General features: G+C 45.3%; 13 protein-coding genes. 10 read left to right on the top strand and 3 right to left on the bottom strand.

Annotated elements, in window-relative coordinates:
- The first annotated feature begins 3 nt into the window (after positions 1-3).
- From IX91_RS02980 to IX91_RS03000, 5 genes are read left to right on the top strand one after another with little or no spacing between them, the layout of a single operon-like run.
- Entirely contained in the window at positions 4-1,227 is a 1,224-nt protein-coding gene (locus IX91_RS02980; protein WP_004747833.1) for an AAA family ATPase, read from the top strand.
- A 29-nt stretch (positions 1,228-1,256) separates the two neighbouring features.
- A complete protein-coding gene (locus IX91_RS02985) occupies positions 1,257-2,729 on the top strand; it encodes a CpaF family protein (protein ID WP_004747835.1) in 1,473 nt (490 codons plus the stop codon).
- A 9-nt stretch (positions 2,730-2,738) separates the two neighbouring features.
- A complete protein-coding gene (locus IX91_RS02990; RefSeq protein ID WP_004747837.1) occupies positions 2,739-3,707 on the top strand; it encodes a type II secretion system F family protein in 969 nt (322 codons plus the stop codon).
- A 2-nt stretch (positions 3,708-3,709) separates the two neighbouring features.
- Complete coding sequence (locus IX91_RS02995) at positions 3,710-4,654, top strand: type II secretion system F family protein (protein WP_004747839.1); 945 nt, start codon at positions 3,710-3,712, stop codon at positions 4,652-4,654.
- A 9-nt stretch (positions 4,655-4,663) separates the two neighbouring features.
- A complete protein-coding gene (locus tag IX91_RS03000; protein WP_004747840.1) occupies positions 4,664-5,671 on the top strand; it encodes a tetratricopeptide repeat protein in 1,008 nt (335 codons plus the stop codon).
- Between the two features lie 63 nt (positions 5,672-5,734).
- On the opposite strand, the gene chrA is transcribed toward IX91_RS03000, so the two are convergent.
- Positions 5,735-6,880 carry a chromate efflux transporter gene (gene chrA / locus IX91_RS03005; RefSeq protein WP_004747842.1) on the bottom strand — a complete coding sequence of 382 codons (1,146 nt, stop codon included), beginning with the start codon at positions 6,878-6,880 and terminating at the stop codon, positions 5,735-5,737.
- Positions 6,881-7,003: 123 nt separating this feature from the next.
- Here chrA and IX91_RS03010 point away from each other — a divergent pair, with 123 nt between their 5' ends.
- Positions 7,004-7,912 (top strand): LysR family transcriptional regulator, encoded by a 909-nt coding sequence (locus IX91_RS03010; RefSeq protein WP_004747843.1) that lies wholly within the window; start codon positions 7,004-7,006, stop codon positions 7,910-7,912.
- A 41-nt stretch (positions 7,913-7,953) separates the two neighbouring features.
- Here the strand turns inward: IX91_RS03010 and IX91_RS03015 are convergent, their stop codons facing one another.
- Positions 7,954-9,036 (bottom strand): ABC transporter ATP-binding protein, encoded by a 1,083-nt coding sequence (locus IX91_RS03015; protein WP_004747845.1) that lies wholly within the window; start codon positions 9,034-9,036, stop codon positions 7,954-7,956.
- A 343-nt stretch (positions 9,037-9,379) separates the two neighbouring features.
- Here IX91_RS03015 and IX91_RS03020 point away from each other — a divergent pair, with 343 nt between their 5' ends.
- The 4 genes from IX91_RS03020 to IX91_RS03035 all read left to right on the top strand — a co-directional run bounded on the left by IX91_RS03020 (position 9,380) and on the right by IX91_RS03035 (position 15,760).
- Positions 9,380-10,300, top strand: a complete 921-nt coding sequence (locus tag IX91_RS03020) for a carbohydrate ABC transporter permease (RefSeq protein ID WP_004747847.1) — start codon at positions 9,380-9,382, stop codon at positions 10,298-10,300.
- Entirely contained in the window at positions 10,300-11,151 is an 852-nt protein-coding gene (locus tag IX91_RS03025) for a carbohydrate ABC transporter permease (RefSeq protein ID WP_004747849.1), read from the top strand. The genes IX91_RS03020 and IX91_RS03025 overlap by 1 nt, the downstream gene beginning before the upstream one ends.
- 110 nt (positions 11,152-11,261) lie before the next feature.
- On the top strand, positions 11,262-12,488 hold the full coding sequence (locus tag IX91_RS03030; RefSeq protein WP_004747850.1) for an ABC transporter substrate-binding protein: 1,227 nt from the start codon (positions 11,262-11,264) through the stop codon (positions 12,486-12,488).
- A 161-nt stretch (positions 12,489-12,649) separates the two neighbouring features.
- Complete coding sequence (locus IX91_RS03035) at positions 12,650-15,760, top strand: beta-galactosidase (RefSeq protein WP_004747852.1); 3,111 nt, start codon at positions 12,650-12,652, stop codon at positions 15,758-15,760.
- A 39-nt stretch (positions 15,761-15,799) separates the two neighbouring features.
- Here the strand turns inward: IX91_RS03035 and ygjK are convergent, their stop codons facing one another.
- Positions 15,800-18,181, bottom strand: a complete 2,382-nt coding sequence (gene ygjK / locus IX91_RS03040) for an alpha-glucosidase (RefSeq protein ID WP_004747855.1) — start codon at positions 18,179-18,181, stop codon at positions 15,800-15,802.
- Positions 18,182-18,399 lie beyond the last annotated feature (218 nt).

Consider the following 18,399-nt stretch of genomic DNA (forward strand, 5'->3'; position numbering starts at 1 on the left):
AATATGGGAGAGGCTGTGAAGATAACGCCAAATGGAAGTGCTCCGCTAAGACTAAAAACCAATCTTACGATTTGGGTGTTTTACTCGTCTGACTCTTTTCATTTGCATATCAGTCACGAGCTATCTAAATGCCAAAGCATTAGCTACGAAATGATCTCTTTTCACGGGCTAGTCGTTGCTAATTTGGCCCACTTTTCACCGCCAGACTTAATCTTCGTAGAAACAGGCCCTAATTGGGCGCAGAAAATCGTTGAGCTACAGAACTACGAAGCCCCCGAATCTAACTCAGATAACCACGAAGCATCATTGATTGTGTTTGGTAATGAGAATGACAATGGCGCACTAAAGATCTCTTTGCGCATTGGTGCGGCAGATTTTGTTTCGAATACGGCGCAGATTGAAGAACTCATTCCGCTACTTAAAAACGTTGCAGAAGAAAAAGTTGCTAGTCGCAATTTGGGGGAATTGCTGGTGTTTATGAACACCAAAGGGGGATCAGGAGCTTCAACCATTGCTCTCAACTCTGCAATAAAGATGGCTAATCAAAACCCTGAAAAAGTGTTATTGCTCGACTTAGATCTTCAGTTTGGTGTGGTGAATGACTATTTGAGTATTAATCCTTCTTACAGCATGACGGATGCGTTAGCGAATGTGTCTGATCTTGATGAAGTTTCCCTGAGTACATTTGTCACTAAGCACTCCAGTGGCTTGCATATTTTGTCGTTTAAGCGTGAAAACAGCCACGAAAACTACGAGAAAGCCAAGTACTTAAATAAGCTCATGCCCTTACTGCGAGAGCATTACCCGTATGTGATTGTCGATCTTTCACGAGGGTTAGATCGTCTATTTGCTCCCGTGTTGGCACCTGCGACCAAAGTTTACCTGATAGCACAACAAAACTTAGTCGCGATTAAAAATACCACGCAAATGATCAAGCTATTGTCGTTTGAATTCGGCATCAGCAAGGATCAATTAGAAATTGTGATTAACCGCTATGAGAAGCGTCAATCCATTCGCCTTAAAGATATTCAAGGAACGATCGGCGATATCTCGCTTCATGTCGTTCCGAATGATTTTAAAGTGGCATTAGAGAGTGCCAATTTAGGTCGCCCATTTATTGAAGCCAAAAAAAGCAGTTCGATTTCTAAATCAATTAGCCGTTTTGTTGAGTCCATTTCTCCACAGCCTGAAGAGAAAAAAGGTTGGTTTAAGCGGTTATTCTCATAACTTTTCACTTCCAGTGACAGAGAGCGATTATGTTTTTTAAAAGAAAAAATTTGAATCCTGAGTTGCAAGAAAAAGTGAATGCAGTAGAGCAACAGCAAGAAAATTTATCGAAGACGTCAGATTCAAATGTACATGCAGCAGCCAGTTCTTCTTCATCTAACTCTTTCAAAGAACAGAAAATGTTAGAGACAGAAGCCAAAGAAAAGGTCATAGAAGAGACTCGTAAGCAATTGACGCTTGAGCAGGAAGTAAAGCGTTATTACCACCAAAGATTGCTTGAGACCTTAGACCTTGGACTTTTGGCAAGTTTAGAGCCAGAAAGAGCAAAAGCGGATCTACATGATGCCATCGTTCAGTTGATGGCTGAGGACCAGACACATGCGTTGAGTGCGGAAGGGCGTAAACGTGTGATTCAACAGATTGAAGATGAAGTGTTTGGTCTTGGGCCTTTGGAGCCGTTACTTCACGATGCGACCGTGTCTGATATTTTGGTCAATGGTCCTAAGCATGTATTTGTTGAAAGACGCGGTAAGCTTGAGCTCACTCCTTATACATTTCTTGATGAACGGCACTTGCGCAATATTATCGACCGTATTGTTAGCCAAGTGGGTCGTCGTATTGATGAAGCATCTCCTATGGTTGATGCGCGTTTGACTGACGGTTCACGTGTTAATGCGATTATTCCCCCGTTAGCGTTAGATGGCTCATCCGTCTCAATTCGTCGCTTCGCGGTGGAAAAACTCAACATGGATAACTTGCTTGAATTCAACTCGCTTTCTCCAGAGATGGCTCAATTTGTCGAAGCGGCGGTGAACGGTGCTTTGAACGTGTTAATTTCAGGCGGTACGGGCTCGGGTAAAACCACCACTTTAAATATCTTTTCCAACTTTATCCCGTCAGATGACCGCATCGTGACGATTGAAGACTCGGCTGAGCTTCAGTTGCAACAGCCTCACGTTGTTCGTTTAGAGACTCGCCCAGCCAACCTTGAAGGCAAAGGGGAAATTACTCAGCGAGATTTAGTTAAAAACTCACTGCGTATGCGACCAGACCGTATTGTGCTTGGGGAGGTGCGTGGCGCTGAAGCGGTCGATATGCTCGCGGCAATGAATACTGGTCACGATGGCTCATTAGCCACCATTCACGCCAATACGCCGCGGGACGCACTTTCAAGGGTTGAAAACATGTTTGCCATGGCAGGTTGGAACATGTCAGCCAAGAACTTACGTTCGCAGATTGCCTCAGCGATTCACTTGGTGGTTCAAATGGAGCGTCAGGAAGATGGTAAGCGGCGCATGGTGAGTATCTGTGAAATAAATGGCATGGAAGGCGAGATTATTACCATGTCGGAACTGTTCCGCTTCAATCGCCAAGGGATGGATGAAGAAGGTAATGTTCGAGGTTATTACACGGCGACTGGAGTCGTCCCTCAGTGTCATGACCAGTTATCGAAAAAAGGCATGCACCTTCCGTTCGACATTTTTAATGAGACATTCTTATAAGGGGGCGTTATGCAGCAGGATGCGACGTTATTCTTTATATTACTATTCTTTGCAGTAGTGTTTATTTCACAAGCATTGATACTTCCTGCTGCTGGTAGCAAAGCCAAGCACAAAGAATTGTCTCAGCGACTGAAAGAATCTCAAGCTGGCCTCGATGAAGAAGCTCGCTCTTTGTTACAAGAGCACTACGTTAAAAGCTTAACTCCGCTTGATAGAAAACTGGTTAAAATTGAAACTTTCTCTTCCTTAAAGAAAATGATAGAGCTGTCAGGTTACGACTGGAGTCTTACTCAAACACTTACTGTTACTTTTTTATTTTCGACGATAGTCTTCGTCACGACCTTAATATTCAAGCAACCGATTTACGTTGGGCTTGTCGCCGCCGTTGGTATTTGGTTCATACTCTACTTCTGGTTGAATAAAAAGATTTCAGATCGATTAGCGGCATTCGAGGAGCAGCTTCCTGAAGCGCTCGATATTATGCGCCGAATGCTTCAGGCCGGCCAGCCAGTCACTCAGGCATTCAACGAGGTTGGTAACGAAATGCCAGCACCCATCGGAGTAGAGTTTAAAAACACCTTTAACTTACTCAATTATGGTTACGATATGCGGATGGCTATCATGCAAATGGCAGAGCGTACCCCCACTGTTTCCATGCTCGCTTTTTCTAGTGCCGTACTTCTGCAAAAGGAAACGGGAGGGAACCTTTCTGAGAACTTAGAGAAAGTGTCTAAGGTGCTACGTTCTCGTTTCAAGCTACAGCGTAAGATTAAAACTTTGTCGGCTGAAAGTCGTTTATCAGCATGGATACTTGTCCTTTCCCCCTTTATTTTGTTTGTTTTCATGTCGTTCATAAATCCTGAGTATGTAGAACCACTTTACAGAGATCCTCGAGGGTTAGATTTAGTGAGTGGTGGCATAGTGAGTCTATTTATTGGCTCGATGTGGATAAGAAAAATAATCAACTTTGAGGTGTAGTTATGGAAGACCTCATTAATCAACTCAATGCTTTTCAAATAGACGAACAAACTGTTTTTTTAGTTTTCATACTCATTGCGACAGTGGTGATCATCTTTACTCTTTTTTTGCTCTTATTGGGTTCTAAGTCACCCATCGCTCAAAAATTAGAAGAGATCCGCAAAAGTACAGGAAGTGAAAAACTCAAGAAGAGTCGTCGTTTAGATAATACTTTGGAATCATTGGCACCAGTAATGCAGCCTGCCAATAGTAAGGAAAGTGAGAGTATTCGAAGTAAATTAATGCATGCTGGTTACCATGATGCGAGTGCGATTACCATATTTTATGCTTTCAAGGGTATATCAATCATTTTTGGTTTAGCGGTTGCCGCATTTCTTTACTTTTTCTTGCCGGAAGTTACACAGCTAAACCTGTTGATGATAGTCAGTGTCGCTATTGGTTTATATACACCTAATATCGCGCTCAACTATATGGTGGATAAACGCCAGTCTCTGATTCGTGGTGGGGTGCCCGATGCACTAGACCTGCTGGTGGTTTGTACAGAGTCCGGTTTAGGGTTTGGTGCGGCATTGCGTCGAGTGGCTGATGAGCTAATGATCTCTCACCCTGATTTTGCTGATGAGCTTGATACGGTCTGTGCAAAAATTAAAGCGGGTGTAGAGATGTCTGACGCCTTTAGTGAGTTGGTCGAACGCACTGGGGTAAAAGAGATTGCGGGTCTTGTTACCATGTTGTCTCATGCTTCTCGAATTGGTGGTAGCTTGTCGCAAACTTTGCGTGAATATACGGAAGACTTCCGTGATAAGCGCAATCAAGAGGTGGAAGAGATTGCGGCTAAAATACCGACTAAAATGATATTCCCGCTTCTAATTTTCATCTGGCCTTGCTTCTTTATTGTCGCAATAGGCCCTTCAATGCTGTCGTTAACTTCGACTTTAGGGAATTAAGGACTCGTTATGAATGGATTACGTTATTTAATACTGTTAGCTAGCATTGTGTTGCTTTCAGCGTGTGCGAGCAAGGAGCCATCTCTTGATACCTCTCTGTATGACGGACGGCCCATAGATACGCTTTCATTAGAGGAACCACCGAAAACAGAAAAGGAGGCGATTCAGCGCGGTGATATTGCCTTGAGTTCGGGCAACTCTGATCTCGCCTTGTATGAGTATATTCGCTCGCTGGCGTTTGAAAACGGGCAATTCAGAGATAGAGCGCTGTTTAATATTGGCCGTATTCATCAGTCGCGAAACAACTTAGCGTTGGCAGAAAAGGCCTACTTGATTGCTATCGAAGAGAATCCCAACAACATCAAAGTCCTTGAACAACTGGGCATTCTTTATAGTCGCAATGGTGATATTGAGCAAGGTCGCAGTTACTTCCTACGTGCGGTCAATGCTGACCAGTTAAGGTTCAATAACGCTGAGACGCTAGAAAGTGAAGATCTAGTGACGGTGAAATCTGTTACCAATCTTAAGGTTGACCAGCATTCACCTGAGTACGCATTTATGGGGTTAGGAGTAGCGGCAGATTTAGATAAGCAGCACGAGTTAGCACAGGCGTTTTACAAACAGGCTTTAAGCATTGAGCCAGAATCGGTCAAAACTCTCACCAATGTCGGCTATTCATTCTATATGTCTGGAGATTATCGTAAGGCGCAGCGCTTCGTATTGCAGGCGCTCGATATTGATCCCGATAACGAAAAAGCGCTCAATAACCTAGCACTGATTTATCTAGCGAAAGGGGAGATTAATCGCGCGCTCAATGTTTTCTCACAGCATATGGATAAATCTGAAGCGCTAAACAACGTCGGATACTTTCTCACTCTGCAAGGCAAACCCGATAAGGCGATCCCTTATCTTCAGCAAGCAATTAATACCAAATCGACTTACTACAAAGTCGCGAATGAGAATTTAGAAAAAGCTCTGGCTATGGTTAGGGAAGAGAAAATTAAACAAGAGCAATAAAACACGAGTGATAAAAAAGGGAGAGCGCTGGCTCTCCCTTGTTAATTTCTACCTACCTTCTAGTTAGGCGATGTAGCCCGTTGCTAAGCCCGCTAGCATAAAGAAGGCGACCATCCAAACAATCGGCAGCTTCTGTTGCTTGAGTAAATAGAAACCGACCAGAACGAGCGAGATATCAAGTGGATTGATTACTGCGCTAGTAAATACCGGTTGGTATAGCGCAGCGACCAGCAAACCAACGACCGCAGCATTCACTCCGTTGACAGCGCCAGAGACCTTGTGATTTTGAGCCAGTGATTGCCAGTTCTTTAGTACCCCAAGTAGCAACAAGAAGCCCGGTAAGAAAACCGCTAATGTGGCTATCAACGCACCCGCAATCGGAGCTGAAGGCATCAACTCGTAACCTATGTAAGTCGCAAAGGTAAACATAGGCCCAGGCACCGCTTGCGCTGCTGCATAGCCGGTAAGGAAAGCATCTTGGCTTAGCTGATCACCAACGATGTTTTGTAGCAGTGGCAGAACCACATGACCGCCACCGAAGACTAAACTGCCCGCTTGGAAAAAGTCATTGAATAACCCAAGTGCTGGCAATGCTTGTGCCGCAAACGGTAGGCCAACAAGTAAAGCAACAAACAGAGCGAGAGGAGCAATAGAAGGCTCAAACTTACTGGTGCTTTGCGCATCGTCATTACCAAGATATTTAACGCCGATTAAGGCCGCAACAATCAACACGCCCATTTGGGTCGCAATACCAGGTAAAAGCAATAGCGCAACAGCCGTCATCAAACACAATGCGACAGATAGCTTCTCTTTACAGAAGTTTTTGTACATTCCCCAAGTGGCATCGGCAACCACTACAACCGCGAGCAGTTTTAAACCATGCACGATGTTTTGGAACGCACTCGCCTCAGTGAGTTGGCTACTTAGCACTGCGAGCGCCAACATAATGATGACAGACGGTAGGGTAAAGCCGATAAAGGCCATACACGCACCGCCAAGGCCACCACGTTTGTAACCTAAGGCAAAGCCTACTTGGCTCGAACCTGGGCCGGGTAAGAACTGGCTCAGCGCAACAATTTGCGCGTACTCTTTGTCATCTAGCCAGTTGAGCTTTTCAACAAAGGTATTTCTGAAATAGCCAATATGCGCTGCAGGACCGCCAAAGCTAATCCAGCCAAGCATAAAGAAGGTTTTAAAAATCGACAGCATGGTTAGGTTTACTCTTTTGCTAGGTCAAGAGACCTTAAATAGTGCCAATAATGTACGTAATGAACTAAAATGATTCAAATTGATAGTCTTAATACAAACTATGAATCAAATGGGATTGGGTGAGTGAAAGAGTTTAATTGGAAAGGGGTCGACCTCAATTTGCTGGTGGCTTTTCAAGCCTTGTTTCAGACCAACAGTGTCAGCGCGGCGGCAGAGCAGTGCTTTGTTAGCCAGTCGGCAATGAGCCACACCTTACAAAGAATGCGTGTGCTGTTTGATGATCCTCTGTTTGAGAGGGTTGGAGCGAGAATGGAGCCCACGCAACATGCTCAGGAGATAGCTCCGACAATCGACAGGTTGTTGGGCAGTATCAAGAACGACTTGCTAGTTAAGAAGCATTTCACAGCCAATGGCTATTCGGGAGTGTGGAAAATAGGTTTAACTGATTATGCAGAGCAGCTTTTTGCCCCAGCCCTGTATGATGCGATCAAGCAGCAGTCACCCAATTCGCAAGTGAGCTTTTTTAACGTCAACCGCAGCAACTATGTTGAGATTGCAGAGAGTGAAGGTCTAGATGTCGTGATTGGCAGCATTGAAAACCTTAACCGTCGTTTCCTCTCTGAGCATCTCTATACCGAGCAACACCTCTGTTTGTTTGATCCTAGCTCCGTGACCACGAATGAACCGATGAGCCTTGAAGACTTTGTGGGCTATGAACATGCGCTCGTTAGTCCAGACGGTAGCTTACAAACTCAGGTTGATAAGCGTCTCGCTAAGTTAGGTTATGAGCGCAGAGTTGGGGTAGCCTCGCGAAACTTTCTGACTATTCGACGTTTGTTACTCGGGCGAGAGTTGTTGTGTATTGTGCCTAAACGCTTTGCTGAGATGGAAATGTACAGCCATGATCTGCAAGCCATTTCGAGCCCAATAGAGATTCCTGACTTCGATATTCGCTTACTGTTCTTAAAGGCGAATCAGTATGAAGAGAAAAGCATTTGGATAAGAAGGGTTGTGGCCTCAGTCGTCAATTAGTGGCTGAAGTTCTCTCAGCCACTTTGACATCTTTGATCGGCTTATTCGACTCGCAGGCCATTAGCATCAAACAGGTGGCAATCTGAAGCTTTGCAGCTTAGCTCCATTTGTTGGAACTTAGACACTTCTTGGTCACCGGGCAGGTGAACTTTGAAGCCATCGACGCCACATGATTGACCGAACATGTATGTACTGTTACCCAAGCGCTCGACGACTTCACTTTGGAAGTTAAGGTGTACGTCACCGGAGAGGTCAATTTCCAAATGCTCAGGACGAATACCTAGAGTAAGAGTATCGCCCGCTGCTAGGTCTTGCTGCACTGGAGGCAGTGTAAACAATGAACCATCTTCGCTGACAAGCTTCAATCCTTGCTCGTTCGAAGACTCAATTTTTGTCGGGATGAAGTTCATCTTAGGTGAGCCAATAAAGCCCGCCACAAATTCATTTTGTGGGTTATGGTAAAGCTCAAGGGGTGAACCTACTTGCTCAACACGCCCATCGCGCAGCACCACGATCTTATCTGCCAACGTCATGGCTTCAACCTGATCGTGAGTCACATAGATCATGGTGTTTTGCAGATCTTGATGCAGCTTGGCAATCTGCAAACGCATATCAACTCGCAATTCGGCATCAAGGTTAGACAAAGGTTCATCAAATAGGAACACTTTCGGGTTGCGTACAATGGCACGACCAATAGCAACACGTTGGCGCTGACCACCAGACAGCTCTTTTGGCTTACGCTTTAGTAGATGATCAAGTTGCAACGTTTTCGCGGCGCTATGGACTTGTTTTTCGATCTGCTCTTTCGGGTGACCATTCATCTTCAAGCCAAAACCCATGTTCTCTTCTACGGTCATATGTGGGTAGAGGGCATAGGATTGGAATACCATAGCAACACCTCGCTCGGCAGGATCAATATCGTTCACTAGCTGGTTATCGATATGAATTTCGCCGTCAGAGATCTCTTCAATGCCCGCAACAAGTCGTAGTAGTGTTGATTTTCCGCAACCTGATGGACCGACAAAAACGACAAATTCACCGTTGTCTATTTCTAGGTCGACACCATGAATGGTTTGCACATCACCAAAACGTTTGATGACCTGTTTTAAGCTGATGTCAGCCATATCTACTCCTTGCCTTATGGCGCAAAAAACTCGTTCGATGAGCGAAGAGTGAGTGAACAACCACTGTCAATTTCGCTTCGTCTATAAAACATACGCCTTTGATATATTTTTGTTACCTGCCATTAAGGAATTGTTGATCATGATCATGGTTATTTCATGAAAATAGATCAATTTTGTGGAAACGTTTACAAAACTGATTTGTTACTGTGTATTAAATCACCAGAGTTATTAGTATATGAGTGTAGATTAGATATAACTTCATCTTTTGGTCACCCTTCTTCTACTTTTACTAAAGTGTTTGAAGCGGTTGTAAACCTGAAGATGTGACAAGGAGTCACACAAAATGGAGCGATCTGTGAAAACGATATACCCGGAAAATCGTCTTCCTTCTGCAAGGCGCAAAGCAAGGGTAAGCGCAAAGCTCTCACCATGGTTATTTTTAGCCCCAGCAATGGCGATTTTCGCTATTTATGTCATCTATCCAATTCTAGACAGTATCTGGCTTAGTTTTTATGAGTGGGATGGTCTAGGAGAGAAGGTATGGGTAGGTTTAGATAACTATCGCGAGCTGTTTGACTCTGAAGCTTTCTATACCTCTCTTAAGAACAATACCTTGTGGCTAGTCTTCTTTATGTTAGCCCCACCAATCGGTCTTGCTATCGCTTTGTTCCTTAACCAGCAGGTAAAAGGAATCCGCGTGGTGAAATCACTCTTCTTCTTCCCTTTTGTTATTTCACAAGTGGTGGTCGGTTTGGTGTTCGCTTGGTTTTACGACCCGTCGTTTGGCCTGTTTAACATGGTGCTGGGGTCATTTAGTGTAGAGCCAATTTCGATTCTTGCCGATGAAGATTACGTTACCTACGGCATCATTGCCGCTGGTCTGTGGCCGCAAATCTCTTACTGCATGATTTTGTACCTTACAGGTTTGAACAACCTCGACCCAGAGCAGATTGAAGCCGCGCGCCTGGATGGGGCGAAAAAATGGCGCATGCTTTGGTACGTGGTGATCCCTCAACTACGTCCGGCGACCTTTATCGCCATCGTTGTGACCGTGATTGGCGCTCTGCGTTCTTTTGACTTAGTCGCAACCATGACAGCGGGCGGACCTTGGGGTAGCTCGACGGTACTGGCTTATCAAATGTATGAAGAGTCGATCTTTAACTATCGAATGGGCTATGGCGCAGCGGTTTCAGTTGTGTTGTTCCTCATCATGGATGTGTATATCGCTTACTTCTTATGGCGTATGTTGAGGAGTGAAAAATAATGTACCCACAACCGATTCAAAAAGCAGGACGCTTTGCCAACATTAGCTACCGTGTGGCATTGCCCATTTCTATTGTGATGTGGTTATTACCATTGATTGCCGTAATGATGACTTCAATTCGTGGCATGGAAGATATCAATACAGGTAACTATTGGGGCTGGCCGAGTGAGATTCAATTTCTAGAAAACTATACGCAAGTGTTTGCTTCGACGGCGATGGGGCAGTATTTGGTCAACAGTCTTCTCATAACGCTTCCAGCTGTCGCGGGGGCAGTAGCTTTGTCGACATTAGCGGGCTTCGCTCTAGCTAAGTACAACTTTAAAGCCAATATCTGGATCTTCGCGATGTTTATTGCGGGTAATTTTGTGCCTTTCCAAATTCTGATGATTCCGGTACGAGACTTAACCATTAGCTTTGGTTTATACGATACCCACTGGGCGCTGATCTTTTTCCATATCGCTTTCCAAGCTGGATTTTGCACGCTATTTATGCGCAATTTTATTGTTGGTATTCCTGATGCTCTCATTGAAGCGGCACGCGTAGAAGGGGTCACAGAGTGGAAAATCTTCTGGCATGTCGTACTGCCATTAGTTCGCCCAGCATTAGCTGCTTTAGCGGTATTGGTGTTTACCTTTATTTGGAATGATTTCTTTTGGGCGCTGGTACTCGTTCAAAGTGATGAAGTACGCCCTGTCACCGCAGGCTTAAGTTCACTGCAAGGTCAGTGGCTAGCGTCGTGGCAGCTGATGTCTGCAGGCGCCATCGTTGCGGCGATTCCACCAGTTGTTCTGTTCTTCACCATGCAGCGTCACTTTATTGCTGGTTTAACACTCGGTGCGACAAAAGGTTAGTTTTCATAGCAAGCCAACTTTATCCCTCAAAGGTTGGCTCGCTCTTTTATGCAGTAAATAAATATAACAATTGGACCCATGAGCGTAAGCTCACTAACAAGGACCTGAATATGAAATACGTGAAACATCTTGCTGCTTCCGCAATTCTCGGGGCAACACTTTCTACCGCTTCTTGGGCGGGAACCTTAGTGATCAACTCAGATGCATCGGATCCTGCACCAAAAGAAGCTTGGGGTGAAATCGTTAAGCGATTTGAGCAGGAGTACCCAGATATTACCGTGAAGTACAATCTGTATGATCACGAGGCTTATAAGACAACCATTCGAAACTGGTTGGTGACTTCGCCGCCGGATGTCGTGTTTTGGTATGCTGGTAACCGTATGAAAACTTTTGTGGACAGAGGCCTATTCGAAGATGTCAGCGACGTGTGGAAAGAGCAGGGTATGTATGATGACTTTGCTTCTGCCAAACCCGCTATGACGATCAGTGATAAGCAGTATGGTGTGCCTTACACTTATTATCAGTGGGGTATTTATTACCGTAAAGATATCTTTAACAAATTCGGTATTGCTGAACCTAAAACGTGGGATGAATTGCTGAAAGCTTCAGCTACATTGAAGGAGAATGGTGTTACTCCTTTCACTATTGGTACTAAATATCTGTGGACGGCTGCGGGTTGGTTTGACTACATCAACATGCGCACCAATGGCTTAGATTTCCATATTCAATTAATGGATGGCAAGGTGCCATATACAGATGAGCGGGTTAAGAAGACGTTTGCAAATTGGTCTCAGCTAGTAGAGCCGGGTTATTTCCTAGAAAACCACGCTTCATACTCTTGGCAAGAAGCTCAGCCATTCCTTTATAACGGTCAGGCGGCAATGTATTTAATGGGTAACTTCTTAACCGCCAACTTCCCTGAAGGGATGGGGGATAAAATGGGTTTCTTCCAGTTCCCAATTATCGATCCTTCGATTCCAAAAGCAGAAGATGCGCCAATGGATACGATTCATATTCCCGCTAAAGCTAAAAACAAAGAAGATGCTCGCAAGTTCCTCGCTTTTGTCGCGCGTAAGGAAAATCAGCAATTGATCAATCAGATGATGCTGCAAATTCCAACTAACAATAAAGCGGAAGTGAAAGATGATCCGTTCCTGAACAAAGGTGTCGAGATGCTTAACAGTGCATCAGGGACAGCTCAGTTTTATGATCGCGATACGGATCCTGCAATGGCGAAAGAAGGGATGAAAGGCTTCCAGCAGTTTATGGTACATCCAGAACGTATCGATAAGATTCTCGCCAAACTGGATAAAGTCAGTAAGCGTACTTTCAAATAACTCAAACTGTTCTTCCTTTGCTTGTGGCTGTCGTTCCCCGTTTACCATGCCAGCGATAAGCAGAGGAGGGCATCAATCGAGATGAGATTGATGTGGTCAATCTTGAGCGTTTCCTTACCAACAAGGGGCGCTCTTTTTCCTCTTATCTAAAGGGTGCTGTGATGAGTACTTTTACCCAAGTCATAGCGGCGCGCGAATGGGAAAATCAGCATGTGGTTCACCACAATGTGATGCCTGCGCACGCGCCTCTTCATGCTTATTCAAGCGAACAAAACGCATTGAATAAAACGCCTTCAAGCAATCAACTGAGTTTGAACGGTCAGTGGAAGTTTGCGCTGTTCGATAGACCAGATAATGTGCCGGCTGAATGTGTGAGTAAGAGTTTTGATGACAGCAACTGGAGTCAAATAGCGGTTCCGAGTAACTGGCAACTGCAAGGCTTTGATAAGCCAATCTACACCAACGTAAAGTATCCATTTGCGGATACGCCACCAAAAGTTCCTGAAGATAATCCAACGGGTGTTTACCGAACTCGGTTCCTGTTTTCGCCACAGCAAGGGCAAACAACGGTCACCTTTGATGGGGTAAATAGTGCTTTCCATCTATGGTGTAACGACCAATGGGTAGGTTACTCACAAGACTCAAGACTTGCGGCGGAGTTTGATCTGTCAGACTTTCTTATCGATGGCGAAAATCAACTCACAGTAATGGTGATGCGTTGGAGTGACGGCTCATACCTTGAAGACCAAGATATGTGGTGGCTAAGCGGTATCTTTCGTGATGTTACCCTGTTAACGAAACCTGCCATTCATATCAAAGATGTCCAAGTCGTCACGCAGCTAGATAAGGCTTATCGCGATGCTGAGCTAAAAGTGGTAACGACGCTATCGAAAAAGAACCTCCCTTATCAGGTATGTGTCAGCTTGTTTGATGCCCAGCAGCAAATGGTTTCTCAGCAGAGCTCTCAAGCAGGTCTGGAGTTTGCCGATGAGAAGGGGCCTTGGTGCGATAAAGTTAATCACAGTCTATCGATTCAAGCGCCAGAGCTATGGAGCGCAGAGTCGCCAGCACTGTATCGAGTGGTCGTCAGTTTAATTGACGAGCATGGCTCGCTGGTGGATTGTGAGAGCTATGATGTCGGCTTTAGACAGGTAGAAATCAGCCAAGGCCAGCTTAAACTTAATGGTAAGCCGCTGCTGATTCGCGGTGTTAATCGTCATGAGCACCATCCAGAACTTGGCCATGTAATGACGCGCGAAGATATGATTCGCGATATCAAATTGCTTAAGCAAAACAACTTTAATGCAGTGCGCACTGCCCATTACCCCAATCATCCGATGTGGTATCAGCTCTGTGATGAATATGGGCTGTATCTGGTCGATGAAGCCAATATCGAAACTCATGGTCAGTTTCCTATGTGTCGTCTATCCGATGACAGTGAGTGGCTCAATGCTTATATGCGCAGAATAACGCGCTTAGTTGAACGCGATAAAAACCATCCCTCTATCATTATCTGGTCGCTAGGCAATGAGTCAGGGATAGGCCATAACCATCATGCGATGTATCAATGGGTGAAGCAGCGGGACCCGTCACGGCCTATTCAGTATGAAGGAGGCGGTGCAATGACAGCCGCCACTGACATCATTTGCCCTATGTACGCCAGAGTGGATTGGGATTTACCTGTCGTTGCTCATCAACCTCATGTGACGCCAAGAGTTGGAATTAAAAAGTCCATCGCGCTGCCTGATGAGCAACGCCCGCTGATATTGTGTGAATACGCGCATGCGATGGGAAATAGCTTAGGCAGCTTCAGCGAGTATTGGCAGGCGTTTCGCGATCATCCGCGCCTACAAGGTGGTTTTATTTGGGATTGGGTTGATCAAGGGCTGACCAAGGTCGACGAGCAAGGTAATCAATATTGGGCTTATGGAGGTGACTTTGGTGACGAGATTAATGATCGCCAGTTCTGTATCAATGGGTTGATATTCCCAGATCGTAGTGTGCATCCGACTCTACATGAAGTGAAAAAAGCTCAGCAGTTCTACCAGTTCACTCTTGTAGAGCAAACCCCTTTAACGGTGAAAATGACCAGCGAAAACTTATTCACTTCAAGCCAAGGAGAAAGCCTGCAGTGGCAGATTCTTGAAGATGGCGTTGTTGTGGATGAAGGTGACGTAGAGCTTGTTTTAGAAGCGCAGCAAAGCGCCGAATTGGTACTAGAAAATACCGCTTTGCGTGAAAAATCAGGCGCTCGATATCACTTGAATTTAACTGTGGTACTGAGCAAAGCGACTCCATGGTCTGAAGCTGGGCATGTTACTGCCACTGAACAGTTTGAACTGAGCTCAGAGCCAGAGTTGGTGCTGCCAGATCCGAAACCAACTTGGCAAGCGAACATCTCTGATAGCCCAGAAAAGCTTTTGGTCTACAGTGATCTTTTTGCGCTTGAGTTCGACAAACGCCTTGGTGCGATTTCGAGCTGGAAGGTCAATGGCAACGAAAAGCTTACCCAGCCAATCATGGATAACTTTTATCGCGCGCCGCTTGATAATGATATAGGCACCAGTGAGGCTGACCGGTTAGATCCCAACTCTTGGTTCGCTCGCTGGCAGTCGATAGGGTTAGATTCCTTAGAATGTGAAGCGATTGATTTTGAATGGAATGAAACCAAATCTGGCTTACAAGTCATCATCAAATCGGCCTATCTTCAGCAGGGTAGAGTCCTGATTGTATCCACGTGGCGTTATCTGGTGACTCAAGATGGTGAAGTGACTATCGATGTTGATGTTGAATTGGCTAATGGCCTTCCGCCACTACCTCGGATTGGTCTTGAGTTATCACTATATGATCATGGAGTGAGCGAGCACCAAGAGCCTGTGAGCTGGTTTGGTCGCGGGCCTCACGAGAATTATCCTGATAGAAAAGAATCGGCGCATATAGGTCGTTATCAATCCTCCGTTAGGCAGATGCACACCGATTACATCTTCCCTTCAGAAAACGGTCTGCGCTGCAATGTGTTAGAAGCACAGATTGGCGAACTGAGCGTTCGGGGTGACTTCCATTTTGCGGTGAGTGAGTTTAGTCAAGCTAACCTCGCGATGGCAAAACACACCAATGAACTGATGAAGCAAGACACTATTTTTGTTCGGATTGATGGTTTCCATATGGGAGTCGGTGGCGATGATTCTTGGACCCCAAGCGTACACAAAGAGTACTTGCTGAATGACAAACGTTACCGCTACCAAGTAACTTTGACTTTCGATGCTTTCTAAAATTGAAAAGGGGCCAGTTTCATCTGACCCCTAGCTTAGTTACTTAGTTTCGGTAAAGAAATCGTTGTAGAGCATATACAGGTGCGCTGCGCTCCAAGAGAAATTTGGAGCACCCTGCTGAGCACCGGTTAGCGGGTTATAGTTTTCTCTGATTGGGCCATCTTCCACTAAGCCATCAGCGTGGTTAAAGAAGGCTTTCGCCATTTCAACCGCATCGTCGCGGTAGCCATACTTCTCCATACCCTTTAAGCCAAAGTAGAACTGATCGACCCATACGCGGCCACGCCAATAAATATCTGGACCAAAGGCAGGGTTGGTTAACGCTGCTGTTCCTAGTGGAACATAGGTATTGAACTCATTGTTGTCTTTCATCACTTTGACCACGGCATCTGCGTGCACTTGGGTTGCCGCACCATTAAACAGTGGCGACCAGCCTTCAGGGCCTTTGCCACGTTCGACGATAGGTTTTCCTGCACAGCCGTTGGCGAGTGGTCTGTTTTCAATACGAATATCGTAGAAATAGCCTGTGCTTTCATCGAACATACAAGTGTTGATGTAGTTGGCTAGATGATCTGCTTTAGCACGAAACTGTTTGGCTTCTTCAGCTTTATCTAGTATGTCTGCCATGTCAGCTAGGTATTGGTTATCGCTAAACATATAGCTAGCCTGATCGACGGATTCTTGCAGCAAAGAGTAGCCAAGTAAGGTGCCGTCTTTCGCTCGGTTTTGAGCAAACTGTACATCCCAGTCACCACGCTTGCCCCCTTGGGCGACATACTTGTCTAGCTGCTCTTTGTCGATAAAGCCAAATACTGCCGCATCGTCTCTGCCAGATTCCCATGAAGCAGCTGTTTGGGCTGGGATTTCAATATGGTCATATTGGCCATTGGCGATGATTGCTTGATACTGATCGAGCCCGGTAAAGGTTTGCACTTTGTCACCACGAGTGACAGTAAATAGCATCTGACCGTCTGGGGTATTATGGGCTTTATCACGGGCGGCGCCATATTCAGGTACGCCATTACCATTGTTATCACGATTACGTAGCCACCAATTGTGGTAAGCAACCAGTTTTGGATACATCTCTTCTAGCCAAGCTTTATCACCAGTCGTTTTGTACACTTCCATTACGGCCCATGCGGCTAAACTCGGCTTAGTGTTACGCTCATTCCAGTTACCTCCGTCACCGCCGCGCTCTGGGCTTAAGTTGTAAGCCAGCAAATCTGGCACATAGCCTTCATCCCATGGTCGCACCGGATCGTCAGCTTGGATTTGATAAGCGAACATCGCGCGAATATTGTCTTTCGCCACATCTGGATTGAAATGCGCCATCGCATAGGCTTGTTTCCATGTGTCCCAAGGCCAAGTTTGATTACCCGAGAACCATCGGGCGGTAACCGACGGCGTGACAGAGTCAAACTTCATCGCACCAGCGACTCCTCGCCAGTTGCCATTCAACGTTTCCATTGCTTTGACCGCGACGCGCTCTTGTGCTGGTGTAGCATTTGGGTTGCTCAGACCTTTTTCTAAATAGTCTTCCCAGCGTTGAGCCGAAGCCTGTAAATATTGCTGTGGGTGGGCGAATACATCTTGGATCTTGCTCTGTTCAGCCCGACTTTCTTTCTCAGTCAGTACATGCGTGTATGTGGTATAGAGTGTTGTCGACCCAGAAACCTGTGCTTTGGACACAAACTTATGTCCGTCAATCTTTGTCTCCATTGGGATTGATTTATGGATTTGGTATTCAGATTCACCCGAAGTTAACAATATCCATGTCTCACGAACTTTGCCAAAGGTTACCTTGAGACCGTCATCGGTTTTTACGATCTTACGATCATATTCAGGATAAGCTTGATCGATGGTTTTGTCGGATTGCGCTATGCCTTGTTTGGCGTGGTATTTTTCAAGCAACTCTCCATCCCAAACTAGGTCGAGTGGGCTGTCTGACGTGATTTTAGTTTGTAGCAACGAAGTGCGATTAGTCGCAAAGCGTAAAGTCATTTCAATTTGCACATCGTCAGATGAAAGCTTTTGGACGAGTGCGCCAGGAAGACTGTAAGCCTCCATGGTGAATTCAACTTTCTGGCCATTTTTGTACACAGTTAAACGGTCAAAATTATTGGCCATAAAATTGATGTATTCTTCGGTCAGCAATGCCGTGCCTGGAAAACCTCCCATCCCCTCTTGGTTATCAGGAAGTAGATGACCATGCCAAGCGCCATTGTCAAAGAATGGATTAAATCGTTGGTGGTCGTCAAAGTCATAGTCACGCATATACTCTGGAGAACCAGTGCGGTCGATGACATTTTTGAATTGAGCAGCTTGCAGATCTGCGTTGTTTGAATCGGATATAGAACCGCAGCCAGAGAGAGCGACAGCAGAACCAACAGCAACAGCGATTAAAGTTTTTCGTAGGGTCATGTAATTATCCTCGGTCAGCGACCTGAAGTTTGTTTGAGATGATTCTATCGACCCTATTTGTTGGGGTTAAATAATCTTTAGTTAATGTGTGATCATTATTTAGTAAAATTTTACCTTGTATTGTATTTGTCCAGATAGTTATTGGAATGCCAACATAAGATGGCTATAGAATTTGCCATCGATTGATTCTTGATGAGTGTGATAGAGTGAGTATCCAC

Source organism: Vibrio tubiashii ATCC 19109 (assembly GCF_000772105.1).
GTDB lineage: Bacteria > Pseudomonadota > Gammaproteobacteria > Enterobacterales > Vibrionaceae > Vibrio > Vibrio tubiashii.